The organism is Paenibacillus sp. FSL R5-0623 (genome assembly GCF_037974265.1).
Lineage (GTDB): Bacteria > Bacillota > Bacilli > Paenibacillales > Paenibacillaceae > Paenibacillus.
The window spans coordinates 744,141-768,452 of sequence record NZ_CP150233.1; the positions used below are offsets into that span (position 1 = coordinate 744,141).

The window sequence follows — 24,312 nt, forward strand, 5'->3', positions numbered from 1 at the left end:
GAGATTGGCATGGTGAAAAAGGCAATATTCCTGATGATGGCTGCTTTGCTCGTGTTTACAGCGGCATGTAGCTCAGGTGGAGGAACTGAAGGAGCATCTGGAGATGACTCAGTTACCCTGCGGATCGCTTGGTGGGGCTCGGATGCACGGCATGAATATACACAGAAGGTCATCGACCTGTACAAATCGAAAAACCCGAATGTCAAAATCGACGTGGAATATGCTTCATTTGATGACTACTGGAAAAAGCTCGCACCACAAGCAGCTGCAAATCAGTTGCCTGACATCGTTCAGATGGATATTTCCTACATCAGCCAATATGCACAGAATGGTCAGCTTGAGGATCTAGCGCCTTATCTGGGCAATCAGATCAAAGTGGACGATGTGTCCGAGAACGTTATTAGCACAGGTGTAATTAACGGTAAACAATACGGCGTACCTGCCGGTGTTAATGTTCTGGGCTTCCAATATGACCCTGCTTTGCTTCAAAAAGCGGGAGCAGAAGCTATGCCTGAAAATATGACATGGGAATCATACGAAGCACTGGGTAAACAAGCCGCAGAGAAAGGCCTGTATTTGGATGGAGGGGTAGCTCCTGATATCTTCTTCCATTACTTCCTGCGTACCAAAGGACATTCGCTTTACAATGCAGAAGGAACTGGCCTTGGTTATGATGATGACCAATTGTTTGTGGAGTTCTTCGGACTTATGCGCCGCATGATCGAGCAGGGTGCAGCACCTACGCCGGATGTAGCCAACCAAACCAAAGGCATTATTGAGGAATCAGATCTCGTGAAGGAAAAGGGAATTGGCGTATGGCAATGGTCCAACCAGTTCGTAGCCTTGCAACAGGTGGCGAACCGTCCACTCGAAATCGCTCCAATGCCAGGACCGGATATGGAAAAAGGACTATATATGCAACCAAGTATGTATTGGGGTGTAACGTCCAACTCCAAAGTGAAGGAAGAAGCGGCTAAATTCATTGATTTCTGGGTGAATGACGTGGAAGCGAACAAACTGATCAAAGGTGAGCGCGGTGTGCCAATTTCAGGAGCAATCAAAGAAGCCATCGCACCTGAGCTGAGTGACGCAACAAAACAGGTCTTTGAATTCGTAGCAGCCATGGAGCCAAAGGCTTCACCAATGAGTTCTCCGCCACCGGTTGGTTCACCTGAAGTAATCTCTGCTCTGGCAGATGTGGCTGAAGAGTTGAACTTTGGCAAAATTACACCTGAACAGGCAGCAGAAACATTCCGCAAGAACGCCGAATCTGTACTTGCGAACAATAAATAACAGTTGAATTGAATGATGGCTTGCTCGTCCCACTTCAGGGATGGTCGGGAATGGGGCTACTCGCGAATGCGAGGGCCTTTCCCCGTCCAGATAACCCGAAGCAAGGATGAGGGAGCAAGCTGATCCATGAAGGAGGTTCGTTCCATTGAGGCAGTATTCGTCGTTACGTAGAAACTTAACTGGATATGCGTTCATAAGCCCGTTTATTATTGGATTCCTGGGCTTCACACTCATCCCCATGTTTGTGTCCTTATATATGTCGTTCACGAGTTATAACTTGTTCACTTCTCCACGGTGGATTGGGCTTGATAACTACACCAAAATGTTTTTTGATGACCCGAAATATTGGAACTCGGTCAAAGTGACGTTTCTGTATGTATTCATTGGGGTACCGTTAAGGTTGATCTTTGCCCTCTTCGTAGCGATGGTCCTAAACACTGGCTCTCGTATGATTGGAACGTACCGGACGCTGTATTACCTGCCATCCATAATCGGTGGTAGTGTGGCCGTATCCATTATGTGGCGTAACCTCTTCAGTAATGAGGGTGTTATCAACAGTGCTCTTACGGCAATCGGGATCGGGCCTATAAGCTGGTTTGGTGACCCGAATGCGTCCCTGGTTATGCTCATCTCACTGTCTGTGTGGCAGTTTGGTTCGTCCATGCTGATCTTCCTGGCTGGTCTCAAAAATATCCCTACTGAGATGTACGAGGCAGCAGGTGTGGATGGCGCGAATCCTATACGGAAATTTTTCAGCATCACCTTGCCACTGCTTAGCCCGATCGTCCTGTTCAATATGATTATGCAGACGATTGGAGCATTCATGACGTTTGTACCTGCCTATATTATCTCCAAAGGCGAAGGCGGTCCAATGGACGGTACGATGCTGTACTCCCTGTATCTGTTCCGTCAGGCGTTTATGTTTAACAACATGGGTTATGCTTCGGCAATGGCCTGGATCATGCTCATCATGATCGGTATACTCACGGTAGCTGTCTTCCTGACATCCAAGTACTGGGTGTTCTACGAATCTGAAGGAGGGAAGTAACGATGGTTTGGAGAAATGTAAAGTGGCCCGTTTATCACCTGTTCGTTGCAGCTCTTGCCCTCCTGATGCTCTATCCGGTCCTATGGATGCTATTCAGTTCATTCAAGGAAAGCCGTACGATCTTTGTCACAGCGGATACCCTGTTTCCTGCGGAGTGGATCTGGAGCAACTATGTGGATGGCTGGAAAGGCACAGCTGGAAGACCATTTATGGATTACATCACCAACTCACTTGTAATCGTAGTGATATCTACCATCGGTGCTGTGATATCGTCATCGCTGATCGCTTTCGGTTTTGCCAGACTTAACTTCAAGGGACGTACATTCTGGTTCTCCTTGATGATGTTAACACTGATGTTGCCACATGACGTGGTATTGGTTCCTCAGTACATTATCTTCACGAAGCTCGGCTGGCTGAATACAATTCTTCCAATCGTTGTCCCTACATTCTTCGGAATGCCGTTTTTCATCTTCCTGATGGTACAGTTCATTCGAACGATTCCGAAGGAGCTGGATGAGGCTGCAACCATCGATGGATGTAACAAATTCAGACTGTATATCCAGATTATTATGCCGCTCATCAAGTCTTCTCTGGCGACTGCAGCCATCTTCTCCTTCTACTGGAGATGGGAGGATCTGCTTGGCCCGGTATTGTACCTGAACTCGCCTGATAAATACACTGTGTCGATGGCGCTGAAAATGTTCCTCGATAGCGAATCTGCTTCCAACTGGGGCGCAATGTTTGCGATGTCCATCGTCAGTCTGGTTCCGGTTGTAGCTGTGTTCTTCATCTTCCAGAAACAAATTGTTCAAGGGATGAGCACCAGCGGATTGAAAGGATAAGCCAGATTACTGTATCTTCGTATCTTCGCCCGAATGAACGTTTACAAAAGTTAACCAAGGAGGGTATCGCTTTTGAATAAAGCTCAGGGTAGTCAGGCCGTTGCCATGGAGGCAGCGGCAGAGGGCCAGGCAGTGTCCGTGACCAGCTGGAAGTTTAACTTTGGACCAGACTCGGGAAGAGCAGATGAGACAGGGGATTATCTGAAAGTAACTGCAACAACCGCATATGAGGAACGCGGAGGATACGGATTCGAGGCAGGATCTCTGGTGTATGAGAAACAACGCATTCGTGATGACGATGTGTCGGATCCCACAAAACAACATCATATCAATCCGGGGCAGACAACCATGTCTGCCCGATTGCGTTCAGGCTTCTGTATTCCGCTCAAAGCATCGTTCATCGTGGATGTTCCCGACGGAACTTACCAAGTATTACTTGTTGCAGGGGATGAATTGGCTGAGACAGTGACCCGCGTGAAAGCTGGTGAAGGCAGGCTTGTACTGCCAACCATTCGCACACTTCCTGGACAATGCGCAGAGGTAAGATTCTCGGTTGTTGTTCGCGGCGGCAGACTTCGTCTGTCATTCTCCGGTCCTGCACCGAGAATCAATGCGTTAGAGATTACTCTTGCGAATCAGACCATGACCGTATTTCTTGCGGGGGATTCAACCGTAACAGATCAGCCGGAAAGCGGATATCCGTATTGCGGTTGGGGCCAGTTATTGCCAGCACAGTTCAAACATGATGTGGCAGTGGATAATCACGCCCAGTCAGGGCGCAGTTCTCGCAGCTTTATTAATGAAGGCAGATTAAGCGCCATTCTGGAGCGAATGAAGCCAGAGGATTTTTTATTTATTCAATTTGGACATAACGATGAGAAGCCGGACCCTGAACGTGGGACGGACCCATTCACAACATATAAGGAATATTTGAAAAAGTATATCGACGCTGCACGCGAAGCCAAGGCTCGTCCGGTGCTCATCACCCCGGTGCATCGTCGCTATTTTGCGGATGATGGCACATTGACCGATACGCACGGCGATTATATCATCGCCGTTCGTGAGCTGGCGGAAGAGGAAGATGTTCCGCTGATCGATCTGGCTGAGCGCAGCCGTCTTCTGTTCGAGCAAGCGGGTGTTGAAGGCACTAAGGATGACTTTATGTGGGTACTGCCAGGCGAGTATGTGAACTTCCCCTCAGGCGTGGAGGATAACACGCATTTTCAGGAACGCGGCGCCCGCCGCCTTGCCCAGCAGGTGGCAGAAGCCATCCGCGAGTTGCAATTGCAACCGTTGCAGATGTATCTGCGGTAGAAAGTATCAGTAGAGGATCTAATTTTATTGCCCTAGGAGATAAGCTACCGCAGAATTTTAAGTCCTGTGCGTCTGTATTTACTCGAAGCGAGTTAAACGAAATAACGAGCGAAACAAAGTTGCCCAGCGAAGAGCGAAGGCAATAATCTTTAAAAAACAGGCGAGCGTAGCAGCGGAGGAGGGCGGAATCGGGTAGAGGGAGCGAAGCGTCCGCCTTTGGAGCGGGATTTCCCCTGCTGAGGGGGAATGAATGGAAATCCCGAGCCAACAGCGGCCCACAGCCCGATCCGCCCGTCGAAGCGACTGCCCTGCGAGCTATTCAGGGTTTAAAAGCTGTAGCGAGTTAAACGAAGTAACGAGCCAGCAAAAGTTGCCCAGCGAAGAGCGAAGGCAATAACCTTTTAAAAAACAGGCGAGCGTAGCAGCGGAGGAGGACGGAATCGGGTAGAGGGAGCGAAGCGTCCGCCTTTGGAGCGGGATTTCCCCTGCTGAGGGGGAATAGAAGAAATCCCGAGCCAACAGCGGCCTGTAGCCCGATCCGCCCGCCGAAGCGACTGCCCCGCGAGCCCACGGATTTTTAACCTATATTGCATTCGCAAAAAAAAGGAGGAGGTATTTCAATGACACCTGACCAGACAGAATTAGGCACATCTGCCCGGAAGAATGTTTCAGCAGCTACAGGTCACACCTACTGGGTCATTCCGGATGGTTACATTCCCCCGGAGAGCCGGGGCACATTGGAGAGTCATGAGAGCATCTGTGTACTGAACACCAGTGCCGCGGATGCGGAGCTGCACATCACGATTTATTTTGAAGACAGAGAACCACTCGAAGGTATGGTCGCTGAAGTGCCAGCAAGAAGGACGAAGCATATTCGGACTGCATCGCTACGATCCAGGGAGCAGTCTATTCCGCCGGGCGTGCCTTATGCGATTACGGTTTCGAGCAACATCCCCGTTATCGTCCAGTACAGCCGTTTGGACACGACCCAGCCTGAATTGGCTTTGATGAGTGTCATGGCGTATCCATTAGGATAACTTCCCTAATCGACAGCATAGTTGGAGATGGCAAGAAGCCCCGTAACCTTGCATTCAATGCAGGTACGGGGCTTCTATTTTTTCATTTATTCGCTGTATTTATACGTGCTCGCATTCAGGATATCCACGTGGACCTCCACTTTACCGAGTTTAAAACGTTTGAGTGGATCCGCCCGGTTATCGACTTCCTGTTTCCATAAGGGAAGGTTGTGGCGATATAAGTGTTCCACAAGACCATAGGAATCAATCATGCGCGACTTGTTTTTTTCGAACGTATCTCGGATTTGGGATTCGATTTGTTTCTCGGCTTCTTGTTCCATGGCATCTGGAGACCGAGGAGCCCCATGATCTTCAGTGATGGTGCCTCTGGCCGAGGTAACCAGATCAAATGTGACGCCATCTCCTTGTTTCCTCGCCTTGATTTTTGTCTTGGGATGATGAAGCAACAAGGTTAAATCAGGAGTTTTCCCACCATTCCCATATACGTATAGTGGGTACTGATGTACTCGCTCATAATTTACGTATCGTGTACCATCTGCTTCTGCTCCCCCAACTCTCCCCTGACTTTTGCTTTTGGAAATGACATAAAATCCATCCATTTTAACAAGGGGTGGCGTCTTATCGCCGTTGAACCAGGTCTCATTCCTTGTTGAAACCGAAGGTAAAAGAACGACGGAAGCCGGTTCCCGTAATCCATCGAGAAGCTGATGGAGCCGGATAGGTTCGTAACCGGAATGCTGTTTGTATAACCTCATAGGCTCAAATATCTCGATCGTCTGGGCGGATTGATTCAGCAAGACCGAAGGAGAGAGCACTTCAGGAATGTCCTGCTCTGTAGCGTAGATCCATGGTGTATATCTCAACTGACCGGAATGCAACAGTGTATTAAAAGTATCTTCGAGTCGTCCGTTCAGCACATTTTTGGATAAAACAATGGCTTTGACATGGGTCCACAGTGTTTGCTGTTGTGAAGTCTCATATAGATCATTAATAGCCATACTGAGTGTTGTGCCTTCTCCCCGCCCAATCCAGATATCCTTTGCCTCCCGAGAAGTTGGTGCTTCCTGTTTAGCAATACTTGAGAAATCAATCAGTTGAGCGTAAGTAATATATCGATCATCCTTATAGTCTATCCCTACCGCCGTAATAAAGTTAATGCTCTGTACCTCTTTGGAGTCCCAGCACCCCGTTAGCAGGATCAAGCAACATACAATTAGACCGCTCAAGGATGCCCATCTTGTCAAGGACGTTTTCTCCGACGGGTGGAGTCCTGGGTATGAAGTGCGGCTGGGCGCTTGGTTCGTTTCATCGAGGAATGCATGGATACGGCTTGGGTGAAGTCTTCGGGAATGTAGGGAGACACAGGGGCCAGATAGGATACACCATAACACTCCAGTGATACGATGTGGACCAGTAGAGCAAATAATCCAATCATAAAACCAAATAGTCCAAGTATGGAGGATATGGCAAGCATTGCGATGCGGATATGAGCTGTCGCACCACTCAGAACATTATTCACCAGTATATAGCTGGAGATAACAGAGATCGCTACCGTTACAATAATGGTAGGAGACGTTATTCCTGCACGGATGGCCGCATCACCGATAATCAGTCCACCAACTACGCTGACCGTCTGTCCCAAGGCGCGTGGGAGTCTGCGGCCGGCTTCATTAAACAGTTCGAACATGAAGATCATCAGGAATGCCTCCAATGTTACCGGCAGGGGTAAGCCCATACGTGTTCCGGTAATAGTTGCGAGAAGAGGCAGAGGAATCTGTTCCACATTGAAGCTGGTCAGGCCGATATAGAAAGCGGGAAAGAAACAGGCGATCAATAGCCCGGAAATTCGCAAAATTCGCTCAAGGGTAACGATGAAGAATGGTGTGCTCTCATCCTCCGGGGACTTCAACTGATTAAACAGGGTGGTTGGGGCGATGATAGCTACCGGCGAACCTTCAATCAAAACAGCAAAACGTCCATTTAGCAAGGAATCAACCACAAAATCTGGCCGTTCCGTGTTATCCGTAAGTGGAAATATACTGCGAACACCACCCATAACAGCCCGTTCCATAACGGAGCTGCCGATAATGCCATCGATCTCAATCTGATCAAGGTTACTCCGGGCTTCTTTCAGGATATCAGGATTAATAACATCTTTAATATACAATAGGCCAATGGCCGTCTGTGTACGTCCGCCTTTTACATACTTTTCATAACACATCGAAGAGGTTTTCATTCGTTTACGGATAAGGGCAATATTTACGGATAGTTCTTCTGTAAATCCGTCGCGTGGCCCTTTTACTGATGACTCCAAGGCAGACTCTTCCGGGCTTCGACCTGGAATGCTTGCGATATCCAGACTGCACGCGTGGTCTCCATTCCCGAAAATCAGTAGCAGTTGTCCGCTAAAAATTAATAAATTCAGATTGTCGGTGTCATTTAAATCTTCTACCGGATTCATGGCTAGTTTCATTTCTTTGGGATGTGTCTCTTCCAAATGCATGGAATGCTGTTCAAGACGAGGGATAATAAACTGATTGATTTGTTTTGCATCGACTAAGCCTTCGCAATATAGTGCAATCACTTGCAGGCCGTTTTCACCTTTGGCTGGAAAAGTTTGAAGAACGACATCGGCGCACGGATCAAATTGATCTTGTAATGAGGCCAGCAGTGTTTCATGGGACGTGGTGTCAATCTTCTGATGCTCCATGATGTTTCCTCCTCTGATGACGTGAATGGATAAAGGCAACCGTCGTTGCTATAATCGCAAGTCCGCTCAGATACACGAGATTGAACGGGAATATGTATTCGACCAGAAGTTTTTCGAAGGTCATATCATCCAGAGGGTACAACATGACAAGAATAAAGAAAACGCCTAAAGAGATACAACTGATGAGCCTTCTGGTGGCGTTCTTAATATTCCATATTTCTACTACAATATACATGGCGAGACTAATTCGGGTAAACGATCCGGCGAGCCATTGATAGATGGAGAAAAAGTCGGTTTGGGCGATATATTTGCCCAACGAGGCAATTCTCCATTCTTCAAAGGCGGGATATCGCATTTTGGCAGCTTCAAAAGGATCAAATTCCACAATGGCCCCAATGAGTGGGCCGACAGTCAGCCCCACAATAATGAGTGCCAGCATGAGGTACTGCCATACACGTATACGTTTGGTGAGGTGGGGTTGGATGTACCAGATGAACAGCAGTTCAAACATGCCTGCAAGACTGTATACCATGCCATTAAGTACAGGATGCCATCCGTGTTCAAGAACGGGAAGCAGACGGCTGTAATTCTTGTATTGAGTATTCACGATAGAGACATAGAACCCTAATAACACCACCAGTGGCAGGATCAATCCTGCTGTAAAAGCAAGTGAGCGAATACCTTTATACGCAGCGTAAGCACAGAGGGACATCAATGCAATACTGGTTACCAAAACAGGTGTCTCTGTCAGGTAGTTTGTTTTGGCCCAAGTCGTTGTATCGTGTAGGGTGAAATAAATTACGCTCAGAAAAAAAAGACTGTTTCCAACTCGAAAGAACAGGCCAATGGTGTTGCCGAGACGGGATGATAGCCATTCATGCAGGGTTTGATGCTGGAGGAAGCGAGAGACATAGGCGAGCATTAGCGCAAATACGAGAAATGGTCCGGTTGATAATAGGACGGAAATCCAAGAATCCCTTTTGGCCGCAGCCAAAAGGGCAGGAATAATCAGAACATGGCTGATCAAGCCAACGGATAACATGATCAACATCATAGCTTGTAAAAATGAAGGCTGTGTTCGTTTCATGCTGAGGAGTCCCCTTTTTTCAATAGACTGTCCTCAGCAGTGTTAACGTGAATGGAGCGCTTCATACCGTCAGTCGAAATAACGAGTGCCCATGGCTTCTCGTATCTCTAGCATCGTTTCCCGGGCGATCTTCCTGGCCTCACGAGTCCCTTCGACAAGAATCTCTTTCACGCTTTGATCCGACTGATCAGCCTCTGTTTGCGACCGCTCATATTGGTGCCAAGCACACCGGCGATAATCAACAATGCACCAATATAGTGGTAGCTACCTACTGGTTCATGTAATATCCATGCACCTCCTACGATGGAGATAAGCGTGGACAGATTGCTGAATACACTCATTTGCGAAGCCTCCAGATGAGTCAAAGCATAGCTCGCGAGCAGGGTGGAGACCATGGTGGAGAGGATCGCTAGATAGGCGAGTGCACCCAGATAGGATGTATCTCCAAGTGGTTTGATGTAGTCCATCATGGAACCGCTGGACGCATGCCGGATCAGGGAAGCTGCGTTAAATACGATACAGCCAACCATCAGTGTGACCCAGGTTAATTCCATTGGTTTGTACTTCTGGGTTAATGGTCTTGCAAGCACACCATACCCTGCAAAACAGACTGTGGATAGCAGCAATAATGCAATGCCCTTCAGGTTACCTATAGACATGCCGCTTCCTTGCATGATGAAAATAAAGACCACTCCTGCAACAGATAGAAGCAGGAACAGCTTCTGCATCGTGGATGTGCGTTCTTTCAGGAAGACTGAAGCGAGAACAAGTGTGAATACAGGGGCCATGGCCTGAATAATACCCGCTTCCGATGAGTTGGAAGAGACAAGTCCAAAGGCTTGAAAGGCAAAGAATAAGACAGGAGATAACAGCCCTAGTGGAATAATTTTCCACAGATCACGAAGGCTAAGTCGTATTTTGATCCAACCCAGAATGACAGGAATGCTGACAACGATCAGCGACAGCGCGAATCGGTGGGCAAGCACATCAATGGGATGTGCAACAGTGACGGTCATTTTAACAAATAAAAAAGATAGACCAATTATAGCTGCGTACAATACAGCTGCGATATAAGCGTATCCCCGAGTGTGTGTTGTGTTCATGAATGCTCCTCCAATACAGTAGTCATAGCGCTTTATCTTTCGTTATCCTGAATTATGTCAGGTCCGAGGCACGTGCTGGCCTTATTCAATATACTGCCAGGTGCATCGTGCTACAATAGATAAAAGGGTAAACTGTAACGGTACAGTTGTGGGGGGATGGGTGCAGTGAGAAAATACGAAGTGATTGCCGAAGCATTAAAGCATTGGATCCAGGAACAGATGCTGCAGCAGGATCGTCGCCAGTGGGCAGATAAGGGCATCCGTCTTCCAGCCGTTCGAGTTGTAGCAGAACAATATCAATGCAGTGTAAGCACAGCAATTCGTGCATATGAGTGGCTGGAACAGCGGCATTTGGTGTATGCCATACCTCAATCCGGTTATTATGCCGTACAGAACGGGACAGGTGCTCAGGACATGGACTGGCAGGGAGCGTTGGACTTTGCTTCAGCTGCTCCCGATCCAAGGGTGTTCCCTTATGCAGACTTTCGTCATTGTGTGGATCAGGCGATGGAGAAGAAACAGGCAGAGTTATTTATGTATGGCACGGATCAGGGATTACCTTCGCTTATCATGCTGTTGCAGAAGCAGTTTGCGGATTATCAGGTGTTTGCGAGAACAGAGCAGTTCTTTATCACATCAGGTGTGCAACAGGCACTGGCTGTACTTGCATTGATGCCTTTTCCCAATGGAAAGAGAAAAGTATTGCTTGAACTACCGACCTATCACAATATGCCCTCGCTACTGAGTGGATTGAATGTGCCGATTGCCGGTGTGAGGCGTGCCCTTGATGGGCTGGACTGGGCATCGCTTGAACGTCATTTCGCTGAGGAAGATATCAAGTTTTTCTATGTCATGCCGCGCTTTCACAATCCGATTGGCACATCGTTGACTGCTGCTGAGAAAAAGAAACTGATCCGGCTTGCACAGCGGTACGATGTTTATCTGGTGGAGGACGATTATCTGGCTGATCTGGAGGACAATACGAAACAGGACCCGCTATGGTCCTATGATACCGAAGGCCGGGTCATCTATCTGAAGAGTTACTCCAAAATTTTGTTTCCAGGTCTCCGCATTGGTGTAGCTGTTCTGCCCTCACCACTAATTCAATCTTTTGGGGCTTACAAAAAAATGCTCGATATCGACACTTCCGTTCTGTCTCAAGCTGCTCTGGAGATCTATGTCCACAGCGGAATGTTTGCTCATCACAGGAAAGTGATTCGTAACCGCTATGCTGCCCGGATGGACACGGTGCATGAGCAATTGGACACATATCCAGACTTTGCTCCATTTATGGACGCTCCTCGAACAGGAGGGGAGCATACCGTATTACCTTTGGCGGGTGATATGCCGCTTCGTGTTCTGCTGTCCCGGCTTCAAAAGCGCGGAGTCATCGTTGATACGACAGAACGGTATTATCCGGAGGGAACCTATCAGGTGCATCAGGATCAAATGCTGCGATTGAACATCTCCAATGTGCCGAAGCAGCGAATCGAGGAAGGGATACAGAAGATCCGGGAGGAAATTTTGAAACTTCAGATCAGGCAGAAATAACTTAAAGAATCGGAATATTGTCGGTAGATAACAAAAGGCGTCCACACAAGTTGATCACTTGTTGGACGCCTTTTCCATGAATTGTTATCCATCTACCATACAGCTTGTACGCTATATGGTAGATGGAAATAATCTAATTTATTCCTGAGCCATCGCCTTGAAGGAAGCTTCTGCGGCTTCCAATGTAGCTTGAACATCCTCGTCTGTATGAGCCGTGGTCAGGAACCAGGCCTCATATTTGGATGGAGCCAGGTTAATGCCACGGTTCAGCATGTGACGGAAGAAGGAAGCAAACAGCTCTCCATCCGTGTCTTGAGCATGATCGTAGTTCGTCACCGGATGATTACAGAAATGGGTGGAGAATGCACCGCGAATCCGGTTGATCGTCAGTGCAATCCCGTGACGGTCAGCAGAAGCTTGCAGACCTGCTGTCAGGTCGATAGCAAGACGTTCCATCTCTTCATACACACCCGCACCTTGCAGGACCTCCAGACATGCGATACCAGCCGAGATGGATGCAGGGTTACCAGCCATCGTTCCCGCCTGATAAGCAGGGCCTAGTGGGGCAACCTGCTCCATAACGTGTTTACGGCCGCCGTAAGCACCGATTGGCAGGCCGCCGCCAATAATTTTACCAAGAGCCGTCAGATCGGGTTCAATCTCCGCATGATTATCGAGTCCGGCATACGTCTGAGTAGAACCGTAATGGAAACGGAAAGCCGTTATGACCTCGTCATAGATAACCAGTGAGCCGTTAGCACGTGTCATGGCACAGAGGCCTTCCAGGAAGCCAGGCTCCGGCATAACCATACCAAAGTTACCCACGATCGGTTCAACCATGACCGCGGCAACATCGTCACCCCAACGCTCCAGTGCAGCTTTGAGGCTGTCCAGATCATTGTAAGGCACGGTGATGACCTCTTGCGCAATACTGGTTGGAATGCCTGCACTATCCGGGATACCCAGCGTAGAAGGGCCAGAACCGGCAGCCACAAGCACCAGATCCGAGTGACCGTGGTAACATCCGGCGAATTTTACAATCTTGTTGCGTTTAGTGTAGGCACGAGCTACCCGAATTGTGGTCATGACAGCCTCTGTACCGGAGTTTACAAAACGCACTTTATCCATGGAAGGAATAGCTTCCTTCAGCATTTTGGCGAGCTTAATCTCCAGCTCTGTTGGGGTACCATACAGTACTCCATTTGCTGCCGCTTCTGTAATGGCCTGCGTAATGTGAGGGTGGGCATGTCCTGTAACAATCGGACCGTAAGCGGCCAGATAATCGATATAACGGTTGTCATCGACATCCCAGAAGTGGGCCCCTTGGGCTTTTTTCATAAATACAGGTGCACCGCCACCAACGGCTTTGAACGAGCGTGAAGGGCTGTTAACACCTCCTACAATATGTTCAAGTGCTTCTGCGTATAGAAGTTCGGATCGGGAACGTGATGTATTCATAAGATAACTTCCTTTCGTCATTCAAAATATGATAAAGAAACAAGCCACAGAAAGATATGATGATTTTCTCATAATAGTATAGCCGGGCACAACGAGAGGGCAGCGTAATGGCTGCCCTCTGCATGTTTAGATTACTGAGCCGGTTGCTCTGACTTCTGATCGTCACCACTGGCTGTTTTATCTTCGGTGCTGGTTGTACTATCATCCGTTGTAGCAGGCGGGTGAATAATATCCTGAATATGCTGCTTCAATTTCTCTTCATTGGTAACCGTCAATACTTGCGCACCACCTGCTGTACGTTCTTCTTTTAGCAGGTTCATTGGCGGAATCTGCTCACTGCCATTCATGCTGCTCTGGTATCCGAGTCCACCCAGCTTCCACATGTCGGAGAGTGTCAGATTCGTATCTACGTAAGGATTAACCTGTTCCAGAATGGCAGGCAGTTTGGCAATGGTAGTGGTTGACTGCATTTTAGCTGTTACAGCTTTCAGCAATTCACGCTGACGCTCGGAACGAGCGAAATCCGACATCGCATCATGACGGAAACGAACGTACATGAGCGCTGTCTCGCCATCCAGATGCTGATACCCTTTTTTGAGATCAATATCGTATTCGTTATTGTCTGCTTTACTTGTATAGTGCATGTCTTTCTCCACATCAAAATCAACACCGCCAACGGCATCCACCAATTTGATGAATCCCTGGAAATCCGTATACACATAATACTGTACAGGAATACCGAGCAGGTCGCCGGCAGCTTGCATCGCTGCATTAGGACCATGGGTGATAGCGGTGTTGATCCGCTCCTTGCCATATCCGTCAATATTGACGTAAGTGTCACGTAGAATGGAGAACAGATTAATTTTTTTGGTGAGTGGGTCGAGCGATACAACCATCATGCTGTCGGAGCGGGGAACTTCACCTTTTTTCAATCCACGCGCATCGACACCCATAACGAGAATATTTACCGTTTCTGTGCCTTCCCATTTGGGTGGGTCAGGAGTATTTACTTTCTCCACATTTTCGATACCTGCGAATGGTGATTCGTCACCGTCTTTTGCCAAACCGTCCAACTGATTGAGAATAGAACCGAAATAATATGCCGCTGCTCCTCCAATAATTAACACGAAGGCGGCAAGAGAAATCCAGATGGTTCTCTTCGTCTTTCTGGTCATGCTAGCTCTCCTTTGTATTTGAGATAAAATATAAAATAAGTCCAAAGTTGTTTCTGTTATAATCTAGCCGAAGCTTTCCGCTCACGTCTCCATCGTCATCAGGCACAGGACGCGGCTCCAGACTATTTTTAAAGCTTGCTGAATTTTGACTGATACCATTATAATTTCTTTTTGGGCTACAAGCAATTTCAACAAAATCCAAGTGAGGTATAATCATGCTGGCGATTGATGTCAAAGATTTGCGCAAGTCGTTTAGCGTCCAGAAAAGCCGAGGTGGGCTGAAGGGCGCGTTCCAGGACCTGTTTGCACGTCAATACCAAGAGGTATTGGCTGTAAATGATATTTCATTTCAGATTCCGCAAGGCGAAATATGCGGATATATTGGGGAGAACGGTGCCGGTAAATCAACAACGATCAAGATGTTGACCGGCATTTTGGTGCCTACTTCAGGGCAAATATCGGTTGGTGGATATGTTCCGTATCAGGAACGGGAGAAGTTTGTACAGAATATTGGTGTTGTTTTTGGTCAGCGCAGCCAATTGTGGTGGGATATTGGCGTTATCGAATCCTTCCATTTATTGCGCAAAGTATATCGTGTCGGAGAGGTCGATTTCCGCAAACGGCTGGATGAACTGGTTGAACGATTACAGCTTCAGGACCTGCTAAGCCGTCCGGTGCGGAAGCTCAGTCTTGGTCAGCGTATGCGCTGCGAGTTAGTGGCAGCCTTGTTGCACAACCCGAGTATTGTTTTCCTGGACGAGCCAACCATTGGCTTGGATATTGTCGTGAAGTCGGAAATTCGGGATTTCTTGAAAGACATGAACAAAGAGCATGGAACAACCATTCTGCTCACAACCCACGATTTGCAGGACATTGAGGCCCTGTGTTCCCGGGTGATCATGCTTGATGCAGGCAACATCATCTATGATGGAGGTCTGGATCATCTCAAGTCCCAGTGGGGTAAGGAGCGGGAGATCCGCTTCAAGTTTGGCTCGGCTCACAACATAGCTCAGATGCAAGAATGGACTGTTGCTTTGCCTGTGCGTTGGACGGTAGAGAATGAATTGTCCGCATCTGTATGGATTCCGCTGGAACTGAATGTTTCGGATGTACTCGGACGTGTCGTTGGACAGGCTGATATTACCGATATTCAGATTATCGAGATCAATACGGATGAGATTGTGCGGAGTATTTACCAATCCGGTTCCGCCGAGCGTCCCGAGATTGTGGGAGCAGGGAAAGAAGCGGTGGGTGTATCCTGAGATGAATAGTGCATTTATTGATTTTATGCGCATCCGTTTTCTAACGATGCTGGCATACCGGGTGAATTATTACTCCGGCATTTTGATATATACGCTGAATATCGGCGTGTATTACTTTACCTGGCAAGCCATTTACGGTAGCAGTGGTGAACTCGGCGGCTTCACGGCAGCGCAGATGACCACTTACATCGCTGTATCCTGGATGGCACGTGCCTTTTACTTTAACAACCTGGACCGGGAGATTGCCGCAGATATACGGGATGGCTCCATTGCGATTCAATTCATCAGGCCGATCAATTACGTTATGGTCAAAATGATGCAAGGGCTTGGTGAAGGCATTTTCCGCTTCCTGCTGCTCATGATTCCAGGGATGCTCATCGCCATTCTGCTGTTCCCGGTTGAATTGCCTACGGCGCCATCGGCGTGGATTGGCTTTCTCGTCATGCTGTTCTTCAGTTTCCTCATTAATTCCCAGATTAATGTGATAACGGGACTGGCGGCATTCTTTGTGGAAAACAATGAAGGCATGATGCGTATGAAACGCGTCGTGGTGGATTTGTTCTCCGGTCTAATCATCCCGATCAGCCTGTATCCAGGCTGGATGTCTGCGGTGATGAAAGTATTGCCTTTTCAGGCCATTACGTATCTGCCCGGTTCTGTGTTCACTGGAAGAGTGGAAGGTACCGCCATCTGGAGTGTACTCGGTATTCAGGTGTTCTGGTTTGCCGTACTGCTGCTTCCGATGGTATTGATCTGGCGTAAGGCGCGCAAGCGTCTGTTCGTGCAAGGGGGATAACAGATATGTACTATATGGGTCTGATCTGGGAATATTTGAAAAATTACATGAAAACACGACTCACGTACCGTGCTGATTTCTGGGTGGAGATCCTATCGGATCTGCTGTTCCAGGCAACCAACCTGATCTTTATCTTTGTGGTCTTCCGTCACACGGATAACCTGGGCGGCTGGAGTGAGAGTGAAGTACTCTTTGTTTATGGATATTTTATGGTGCCCTATGGCATCTTCAGTTGTTTTATCAATCTGTGGGGATTCAGTGAGCGGTACATCGTCAAAGGTGAGATGGATCGGATCCTGACACGTCCTGCACATAACCTGTTCCAGATATTGCTTGAAAATGTAGACCCGCCTGCACTCGTGGGCTCGTTTATCGGCTTGATCATCATGATCTTCAGCGGAGCGGAGATGGGCCTGATGCTGGAGTGGTGGCATATCCCTGCCTTAATTATATTGGCACTCAGCTCAGTCATGATCTATGCGGGCATCTACACCACATTGACTTCACTATCCTTTTATTCGGACGCGCCAACAGGTATCCTGCCGTTGATGTATAACATTCAAGGATATGGACGCTACCCGGTAACAATCTATAACCGTGCCATTCAGGTGCTGTTAACCTGGATCATTCCGTTTGCCTTCGTGGGGATCTATCCCGCAGCCTTGTTCCTGGAAAGGTCCGAGATGCATCGCATGGCGCTGCTTACACCTGTGATGGGATTGGTGTTTGGCTCCATGGGCTTGCTTTTGTGGAATTTTGGCGTGAAGCGGTATCGCGGAGCAGGTTCATAATAACGCCCTATAACAATTCATGGGGGAGATTAGGGAGGAACTGACATGACGTTAAAAGTAGGCGAATTGGCACCGGATTTTGAGCTTCCGTCCAGTACGGGAGAATCGGTAAAGCTTTCGGATTACCGTGGACAGCGGGTGCTGCTTTATTTTTACCCTAAGGATATGACTTCGTCCTGTACGCAACAGGCTTGTGACTTCCGGGATCGACATGCTGAATTTGAGGGACTGAACACGGTCATTCTCGGGATCAGCACCGATCCGATGAAACAACATGACAAGTTTATTGCCAAATATGGACTGCCGTTTACCTTGTTATCGGATGAAGAGCATGTTGTAGCCGAGCAATACGGTGTATGGCAGCTGAAGAAAATGTATGGCAAGGAGTACATGGGGATGGTTCGCTCCACTTTTCTAATTGATGAAGAGGGGAAATTGTTCAAGGACTGGTCCAAGGTTCGGGTCAAAGGACATATCGAGGCAGCACTTGAGGCGCTGAAGTCCATATAAGATGCTCCGGCAACATATAATTAACAATATAAAGGCTGTGTTCGCGGAATTTGCCGTGAACACAGCCTTTTGCATATGCGGATTTCCAGTCCTTTATAACTGTTGCTTATGCTTGCGTGAACGAATGCGATATACCAACAAAAGAAACAAGGGAATGATGAAGCTTACGGTGATATCCCAGTCTACCCACACGGGCATGATCGTATCCGTATAGAAAATAACATTTGGAGCAATCAGAACACCCAGGGCAAATAAAAGCAGGGAAGAAGGCAGGATGAGAGGCTTGTACGTCTTTAATCGAAATAATTGTGCTGTTCCCAGCACAAAAGCAAATAGATACAGCAGACTTTTGAAATAGGTAGAGATCAACCAGGCAATAGCCATAAAGGCTTCAATTCGTTCGAAGAAATTACCGATATTAATTTTCTGTGAAAGAGCATATGAGATATAGATACTGTGCTGCGTCAGAGTAGGTCCCATCACCATGAGTGAGATCAGCAATAACAAGCTTAATAGTAATCCCCCAAAGAACGTAGCCAACAAGAAATCCCGTTTGAGATGAGGCCCTGGGTTCACGTAGGGGAGGAATACGGAAAGAACAATAAGTTCACCAAAGGAAGTAAATGCTCCGCGGATGACAGAGTCTACCAAATGTATCCAGGGAATATCAAAGTAAGGCTGAAGATTAGCGCTCTTGGCTTGAGGAAGAAGCCCAAGGAAGAGAAAAGCTATAAACACCACAACGATGGGGGTTAACAGCTCGGAGCTTAATCCTATCGTACGAAAACCATGGATGAGCCCCCAGGCCAAGGAGCAAATGATCATTAGAATAATGACCCGGATCGGGGTCTGTAGATAGATCTGGGTCGTCATGAAGTCACCGACCTCACGGACACATATGGCTGCACCTATCGCGAAATAAAATAGATAGGCAACTGAAAGCACAGAACCAACCCAGGCCCCGAGTAACTTGTTACATATTTCAAAAAGCGACAACTGTGGATGTGTTCGATGCAATTTATATAGAACCCACATGATGCCAAGACCGATCGGCAGACCAATGAGAGAACAGAACCATGCGTCCTGTTTGCCTACTGCAGTAACGACTGAAGGGTAGATCAGAACCATATCTCCAATCATAACCAGGAAGGTGAGCAGGGTGAACTGCCGAATTGTGAGTTTTTCCTTCATCAACATGTCCTTCTGCTCCTTCCCATGGTTACATTACTCCTCAGAATTATCCTTCAGTGGCTGATTGAGGTGGCGATTTGGATTTTCTTCGGGACTTCACTAACTGTATTAGAACCAGCATACCCGGAAGAATGATACCTAACGTGGTGTCCCAATCTACCCAGTACGGAACGATGGTGATGATAATAAATGTCAGACTGGGCGCGACGAGATTGGCCATGCCATAAACGAGCAGTGTCGATGGTAGAATGAGCATTTTGAAATGCTTAAGTTTGAACAGTTCTGCGCATCCAACAATAAAGGCATATAAGTAGATTATCGCTTTGAAGTAGGTAGCAATGAGCCAGGAGCAAGCCATAATGACCTCGATGCGTTCGAAAAATCCGCCAATGCTAATCTTCTGAGACAAGACAAACGAAGTGTATATATTATGTTGGGTAAGGAAAGGGCCGAGAACGAGCATGGATATGGTAACCAGAATAGCAAGGATTAGATTGCCGAGCCCTGCTGAAAAGATAATGTCACGCAAACGGTGGGCACTGTTTGCGACGTAGGGCAGGACCATCAAAATGGGGATGGTTTCGCCGACGGGATAAATGATACTCACCAGAATGCCCTGCGCAAAGGAGACAACACCCGTGTCTGCTACTGGCTCCAGATTACTGGTTTCAACCTGTGGAAGTAGACAGATGGCGAGTACCATTGTGAAAAGAATGACGATTGGTATCAGGAGTTCACTGGTTCTTGCGATCGTCTCCAGGCCATGGTATACACCCCATCCTATAGCAATAACAAACATAAGAATGATGACACGTATAGGAGTATACTGTAAGATCTGGGAAGTCATGAAATCGCCAACTTCCCGAGTATGTGTAGATGTACCAATCAGGAAGAAAAACAAGTAGAAGCAGGACAAAAAGGTACCCGGCCAAAAGCCCAAAATACTTCGGGTAATCTGTACCAGATTCTCCCCTGGATGCATACTTCCCAATTTCATAATCAGGGCCATGAGAGCCATTCCGAGTGGAACACCGATAAGAGCACATATCCAGGCATCTTGCTTGGCATAGGACGTGATAACGGAAGGGTAGATCAACATCATGTCTCCAACCACTAACATAAATGTTAGGGTGGATAATTGTCTTGTTCCGATCCTTCCCTTTTCAAGCATGATATACCCCTCCCTTATCTCCTAAGTTCCAGTCAATCGTGCTAATATGTGGTTCACAGGGTCGTAGATCCACATGATGATATAAAGTGGGCTAGGGATTTCCCATAGATTGGAAGCTATAACGCCGAACACCGTAGCGGTGAGAAGCATTACACTGTATACGGCTGTTTCTCGCCACTCTTTCCGGTGAATGAGACCAGGCAGATCAATCCAGCCAATAATGGCTGCTACGACAATAACCGCAAGTGTAATCAGCAAGCTTCTCTCACTCCTTTACTTTACTTCGTTTCTGAATGAATCATCCAGTGTACCGACACGTTTAATCTGCACATTGGTTTTGTACTTGATATCCAGTTCTTCAAAATGTTTATCCCACTCATTTTCTATCTTCTTGAAGAACTTGGGATCTGCATGGTACACTTCCTGTCCAAAACCAAATATATCGACATGGAATTTGCGTTTTACTGAATTGACAGAGTTCTGCATCAGTTCAATTAATCGTTCTTCACTATCGGCTTCAAGTTCTTTGAGAACTTTCATCGAACCAATCTTGATCCCGCATTCAACTGCACCGATGGAGGAGACATTCTTGACATCGATGTGGATTACGGGCTTATCATTTACGATTTCTGCTTTTCTTTTCGTTGTTGTACGGAGCGCCTTAAACGTCACGTTGCCTTGCTTGCGACAAGGCATATGGTTGACCGTTGATTCTACATTGTCACGGATATAATTGTAGCCTTTGGATTCATCCTCCGTTAACCAACCAATCAGCTTGTCTTTCTTGAACACGCTCAGTCCCGTCGTATTGAGGCGAGCTGGTGAGCGAATGGTCGATATATTCTCTTTATTCCCGCTTTGACCTTTGGGACCAAGGATCTCTACACCTGTAATGACGGGCTGGATGCCAGGCGATATCATGAACTCCAGTAATTCATCCCCGGTGACCGTGGTAGTGGGAGACCAGGTCTTAGAAGATATATCGAGAGAATTATACATTTTTTCAGCTGGAGTATTATCTAAAGGTGTAAGTACGTCAAGCAGTTGGGAAGCAGTAGTATTCTTAGCAACCAAGACGTAATAATCAGGTCTTGCTGTAGGTTCGCGCATTAACGCCTCAATAACATCATATATTCCGTTTTTACGTGCATATTCTTCACCAAATACCAGAACCCGGATATGTGCAAGGAAGATTCTGCGCGGGCTTGTCTCCGTTAATTTTTGAATGGCTTCAAACAAGGTTGTAGCCGACGCTTCGTACTGTGTAACGGGTGTCCCTTTCCCTCCCCCTGCTTTGGAAGATACCTCATTCGGAACAACGACCTGAGCACTTACTTTGATCAGATCTCCATCTTTGTCCACGCCGAGACCCAGCATAATGCCAAGTTCATTCAATTCCTGCCGATCCCAGCATCCGGTAAGGAGAGGAAGCAGAATGACACAGGATAATATTAAGCGTAAGCATCTATGCATGGTGTGCGCTCCTTACCGAATTACCGCTTCGTTTTTTTGGTGGATTGTCTAACTTCATTTGTTGTGCTGGTAGAGAGTGGACGAGTCTTCATACGAGACCAGGGTACACGAAAGATCGTGTCTTTGAGATCCTTCTGAATAAAGGGTGCAAAAGGGGACATATAAGGTACCCCGAAAGAACGCAAGCTGCAAAGATGCGTTATGGTAATTAACAATACAATCAGGATGCCGTAAAATCCGAAGGCAGCGGCCAAGATCATCAGAACGAACCGCAACATGCGTACCGAGATGGAAAGCCCATTTTCAGGAATGACATAACTGGATATCGCAGTGATGGATACGATGATGACCATTGCAGCAGATACAACCCCAGCATCCACCGCGGCTTGACCAATAACAAGCGTACCCACAATGGACACAGCCTGACCGACCGTCTTTGGTATCCGAATGCCCGCTTCTCGCAAAATTTCATAAGTTAGCTCCATCAGCAGGGCTTCAATAAAGGCGGGGAAAGGAACGCCTTCTCGCTGAGCTGCCAAACTGATTAGAAGGTTGGTAGGAAGCATCTCCTGGTGGAAAGTGGTAATGGCAATATAAAAGGATGGAGAGAGCAACGCGATAAAAAAAGCCAGATATCGGATCAATCGAATCAGTGTACTGATATCAGCTCGCTGATAATAATCCTCAGGTGACTGAAAGAAATGAACAAACAGGGCGGGAACAACTAAAACAAAGGGTGTCCCGTCGACAATGATTGCAACCCGGCCTTCCAGTAGCGCCGCGGACACGGTATCGGGTCGTTCGCTATTATATACGGTTGGGAAAATGGTCCTTGTCTTATCCTGAACCAGCTCTTCGATGTATCCTCCCTCTAGAATGCTATCGATATCAATCTCATCCAGTCTTCGCCTTAGTTCCTGCACAATCTCCTGATCCACGACATGTTCCAGATATAGTACAGCAACCCGGGTCTTGGTAACTCGACCGATCTCTCTTTCTTCGATCCAGAGATGAGGATCTCGGATTCGTTTGCGAATTAATGAAGTGTTGGTACGCAGATTCTCATTAAAACCTTCCATCGGTCCACGAACGACGGTTTGGGATACAGGCTCTCCAACGGATCGATCTTCCCAGCCTGCTGCGCCAATTTTCAATCCTCGTACAGATCCTTCCAGTAGTAAGATCGCTGATCCCGACAACAGAGCATTCAGCACTTCATCCATATCATTGACGAGCAGGACATCACTTGCGATCAGAACATCATTTTGGAGGTAACTCAGATGTTCATGATCTGCTGAAAAATCAGGAAGATCACGCTTATGCAATAAGGATTCCATGATGGAGTGATTTAGAATTTGTACATCGACCATTCCATCAATGTACAGCATGACGGCAGGCCATTTATGCAAACATTGCAGAGGACGGATCATCAAGTCATTACTGTGTCCCATGACTTGCTTGCAGTACGTTGTATTTTCATTCAGATCTGGAGAGATTCTCTTCAGATCTTGACCGTCCTGTACCGATGCACTCATCATGTATCCTCCTTATACATCCTATATTTGCAAGTTAGTATGACCTGGATGAATTCGGATTATCACAAAGAAGAATGAAGCTTTCTCCGTTTCGTAGGGTAACGCAAAAAAAGGAGTCGCGATTATTCGCAACTCCTTGCCTGCTTATTATAGATAGACGTTCGTTAGAATTTACTTTTGTCTTTGTCGAACAGGGGCTGGCTTGGATACGGTGGATCTAGCTGTCCATGCTTTGCGGTAACGATAGAGCACGGCTGCGATAAGCAATAGGCCGATTCCTCCCACGATATATGCTGCATATTGATGAGCCAGATGGAATACGGCATTCCACTGGGGGCCAAATATTTTGCCAATGCCCAGAAACAGTACAACCCAGAACAGTGCGCCTGAATAGGCGTAGAGAGCAAATTTGCGAAAGGGAACAGCGGCTATGCCCGCAAAATACCCAGTGAAATGCCTTACTCCCGGAATGAAATAACCGATGAAGATTAAGGCATTACCATACTTGGCGAACCACTTTTGCGTTTTATCGAGCTTGTCCTGCTTCAGCAGAAACCATTTTCCGTATCTTGTTATAAAGGGCAGTCCTGCTTTGGCTCCAATAAAATAAGTGATTGTCATGCCAATCGTTGTTCCCAGAAAAGCCAGTATGGTGAGGATTCCAAAGTCGAGATGCCCCTTGTAGGAGAGAAACCCTGCGTAAGCCATCGTTGTTTCACCAGGAAAGGGAAGTGCGATGAATTCAAGCAACAAGCCAAAAAACAATACGCTGTATCCGTAGGACCCAAACAGATGTTGGATCTTCTCAAGCAATTCCAATAGATTTCACTCTCCTGAATACGGGGTGGGAGCAAGAATACTCTCCAAGGTGTTTTAATGTGTTCTGCCTGTTCATTATGCTACCTAATCTGAAGCGAAGAATCAATCAGGCTACATAGCAAATTGTGAAAAAATATTAAACAAAA

At 47.2% G+C, this 24,312-nt stretch carries 22 protein-coding genes; 10 read left to right on the forward strand and 12 right to left on the reverse strand.

Features of this window, described 5'->3' with window-relative positions; all coding sequences use genetic code 11:
• Window positions 1-9 precede the first annotated feature (9 nt).
• From MKY92_RS03525 to MKY92_RS03545, 5 genes are all read left to right on the forward strand, one after another.
• Window positions 10-1,293: a sugar ABC transporter substrate-binding protein gene (locus MKY92_RS03525; protein ID WP_339181754.1), complete on the forward strand. Its 1,284-nt coding sequence runs from the start codon at window positions 10-12 to the stop codon at window positions 1,291-1,293.
• A gap of 145 nt (window positions 1,294-1,438) precedes the next feature.
• Entirely contained in the window at window positions 1,439-2,341 is a 903-nt protein-coding gene (locus MKY92_RS03530; protein WP_047841423.1) for a sugar ABC transporter permease, read from the forward strand.
• 2 nt (window positions 2,342-2,343) lie between these two features.
• Window positions 2,344-3,183, forward strand: coding sequence for a carbohydrate ABC transporter permease (locus MKY92_RS03535; protein WP_091039044.1), 840 nt, complete (start codon window positions 2,344-2,346; stop codon window positions 3,181-3,183).
• A gap of 72 nt (window positions 3,184-3,255) precedes the next feature.
• On the forward strand, window positions 3,256-4,497 hold the full coding sequence (locus MKY92_RS03540) for a rhamnogalacturonan acetylesterase (RefSeq protein ID WP_339299175.1): 1,242 nt from the start codon (window positions 3,256-3,258) through the stop codon (window positions 4,495-4,497).
• Window positions 4,498-5,117: 620 nt separating this feature from the next.
• A complete protein-coding gene (locus MKY92_RS03545) occupies window positions 5,118-5,534 on the forward strand; it encodes a sensory rhodopsin transducer (RefSeq protein ID WP_339299177.1) in 417 nt (138 codons plus the stop codon).
• 86 nt (window positions 5,535-5,620) lie between these two features.
• Here the strand turns inward: MKY92_RS03545 and MKY92_RS03550 are convergent, their stop codons facing one another.
• From MKY92_RS03550 to MKY92_RS03565, 4 genes are all read right to left on the reverse strand, one after another.
• Window positions 5,621-6,778 (reverse strand): Ger(x)C family spore germination protein, encoded by a 1,158-nt coding sequence (locus MKY92_RS03550; RefSeq protein ID WP_339299179.1) that lies wholly within the window; start codon window positions 6,776-6,778, stop codon window positions 5,621-5,623.
• Window positions 6,775-8,244, reverse strand: coding sequence for a spore germination protein (locus tag MKY92_RS03555; protein WP_339299180.1), 1,470 nt, complete (start codon window positions 8,242-8,244; stop codon window positions 6,775-6,777). Before MKY92_RS03555 ends, MKY92_RS03550 begins: the two co-directional genes overlap by 4 nt.
• Window positions 8,225-9,331, reverse strand: a complete 1,107-nt coding sequence (locus MKY92_RS03560) for an endospore germination permease (protein WP_339299181.1) — start codon at window positions 9,329-9,331, stop codon at window positions 8,225-8,227. Before MKY92_RS03560 ends, MKY92_RS03555 begins: the two co-directional genes overlap by 20 nt.
• Before the next feature lie 167 nt (window positions 9,332-9,498).
• Complete coding sequence (locus MKY92_RS03565) at window positions 9,499-10,434, reverse strand: DMT family transporter (protein ID WP_339299182.1); 936 nt, start codon at window positions 10,432-10,434, stop codon at window positions 9,499-9,501.
• 156 nt (window positions 10,435-10,590) lie between these two features.
• Here MKY92_RS03565 and MKY92_RS03570 point away from each other — a divergent pair, with 156 nt between their 5' ends.
• On the forward strand, window positions 10,591-11,985 hold the full coding sequence (locus MKY92_RS03570; protein WP_339299183.1) for a PLP-dependent aminotransferase family protein: 1,395 nt from the start codon (window positions 10,591-10,593) through the stop codon (window positions 11,983-11,985).
• Window positions 11,986-12,123: 138 nt separating this feature from the next.
• Here MKY92_RS03570 and MKY92_RS03575 read toward each other — a convergent pair whose 3' ends face one another.
• Both MKY92_RS03575 and MKY92_RS03580 read right to left on the reverse strand, forming a co-directional pair.
• Window positions 12,124-13,443 carry a glutamate-1-semialdehyde 2,1-aminomutase gene (locus MKY92_RS03575; RefSeq protein ID WP_339299184.1) on the reverse strand — a complete coding sequence of 440 codons (1,320 nt, stop codon included), beginning with the start codon at window positions 13,441-13,443 and terminating at the stop codon, window positions 12,124-12,126.
• A 131-nt stretch (window positions 13,444-13,574) separates the two neighbouring features.
• Window positions 13,575-14,618 (reverse strand): LCP family protein, encoded by a 1,044-nt coding sequence (locus MKY92_RS03580; RefSeq protein WP_124118727.1) that lies wholly within the window; start codon window positions 14,616-14,618, stop codon window positions 13,575-13,577.
• Window positions 14,619-14,833: 215 nt separating this feature from the next.
• Between MKY92_RS03580 and MKY92_RS03585 the strand changes: the two genes are divergently transcribed.
• Genes MKY92_RS03585 through bcp form a run of 4 tightly spaced genes read left to right on the forward strand, consistent with a single transcriptional unit; the run spans window position 14,834 to window position 17,977 of the window.
• Window positions 14,834-15,880, forward strand: a complete 1,047-nt coding sequence (locus MKY92_RS03585) for an ATP-binding cassette domain-containing protein (protein WP_339299186.1) — start codon at window positions 14,834-14,836, stop codon at window positions 15,878-15,880.
• A 1-nt stretch (window position 15,881) separates the two neighbouring features.
• Window positions 15,882-16,676 carry an ABC-2 family transporter protein gene (locus MKY92_RS03590; protein WP_036614077.1) on the forward strand — a complete coding sequence of 265 codons (795 nt, stop codon included), beginning with the start codon at window positions 15,882-15,884 and terminating at the stop codon, window positions 16,674-16,676.
• A gap of 5 nt (window positions 16,677-16,681) precedes the next feature.
• Window positions 16,682-17,467 carry an ABC-2 family transporter protein gene (locus MKY92_RS03595; RefSeq protein WP_036614076.1) on the forward strand — a complete coding sequence of 262 codons (786 nt, stop codon included), beginning with the start codon at window positions 16,682-16,684 and terminating at the stop codon, window positions 17,465-17,467.
• A gap of 45 nt (window positions 17,468-17,512) precedes the next feature.
• On the forward strand, window positions 17,513-17,977 hold the full coding sequence (gene bcp / locus MKY92_RS03600) for a thioredoxin-dependent thiol peroxidase (RefSeq protein ID WP_339299187.1): 465 nt from the start codon (window positions 17,513-17,515) through the stop codon (window positions 17,975-17,977).
• A gap of 93 nt (window positions 17,978-18,070) precedes the next feature.
• On the opposite strand, the gene MKY92_RS03605 is transcribed toward bcp, so the two are convergent.
• The 6 genes from MKY92_RS03605 to MKY92_RS03630 all read right to left on the reverse strand — a co-directional run bounded on the left by MKY92_RS03605 (window position 18,071) and on the right by MKY92_RS03630 (window position 24,166).
• Window positions 18,071-19,168 carry an endospore germination permease gene (locus tag MKY92_RS03605; RefSeq protein ID WP_339299189.1) on the reverse strand — a complete coding sequence of 366 codons (1,098 nt, stop codon included), beginning with the start codon at window positions 19,166-19,168 and terminating at the stop codon, window positions 18,071-18,073.
• 46 nt (window positions 19,169-19,214) lie between these two features.
• On the reverse strand, window positions 19,215-20,339 hold the full coding sequence (locus MKY92_RS03610) for an endospore germination permease (protein WP_339299190.1): 1,125 nt from the start codon (window positions 20,337-20,339) through the stop codon (window positions 19,215-19,217).
• A 21-nt stretch (window positions 20,340-20,360) separates the two neighbouring features.
• Window positions 20,361-20,597 (reverse strand): hypothetical protein, encoded by a 237-nt coding sequence (locus MKY92_RS03615; RefSeq protein WP_339299191.1) that lies wholly within the window; start codon window positions 20,595-20,597, stop codon window positions 20,361-20,363.
• A gap of 15 nt (window positions 20,598-20,612) precedes the next feature.
• Window positions 20,613-21,812 carry a Ger(x)C family spore germination protein gene (locus tag MKY92_RS03620; RefSeq protein WP_339299192.1) on the reverse strand — a complete coding sequence of 400 codons (1,200 nt, stop codon included), beginning with the start codon at window positions 21,810-21,812 and terminating at the stop codon, window positions 20,613-20,615.
• Window positions 21,813-21,832: 20 nt separating this feature from the next.
• Entirely contained in the window at window positions 21,833-23,347 is a 1,515-nt protein-coding gene (locus MKY92_RS03625; RefSeq protein ID WP_339301670.1) for a spore germination protein, read from the reverse strand.
• A gap of 171 nt (window positions 23,348-23,518) precedes the next feature.
• Window positions 23,519-24,166: a DedA family protein gene (locus MKY92_RS03630; protein ID WP_076217183.1), complete on the reverse strand. Its 648-nt coding sequence runs from the start codon at window positions 24,164-24,166 to the stop codon at window positions 23,519-23,521.
• Window positions 24,167-24,312: the final 146 nt, after the last annotated feature.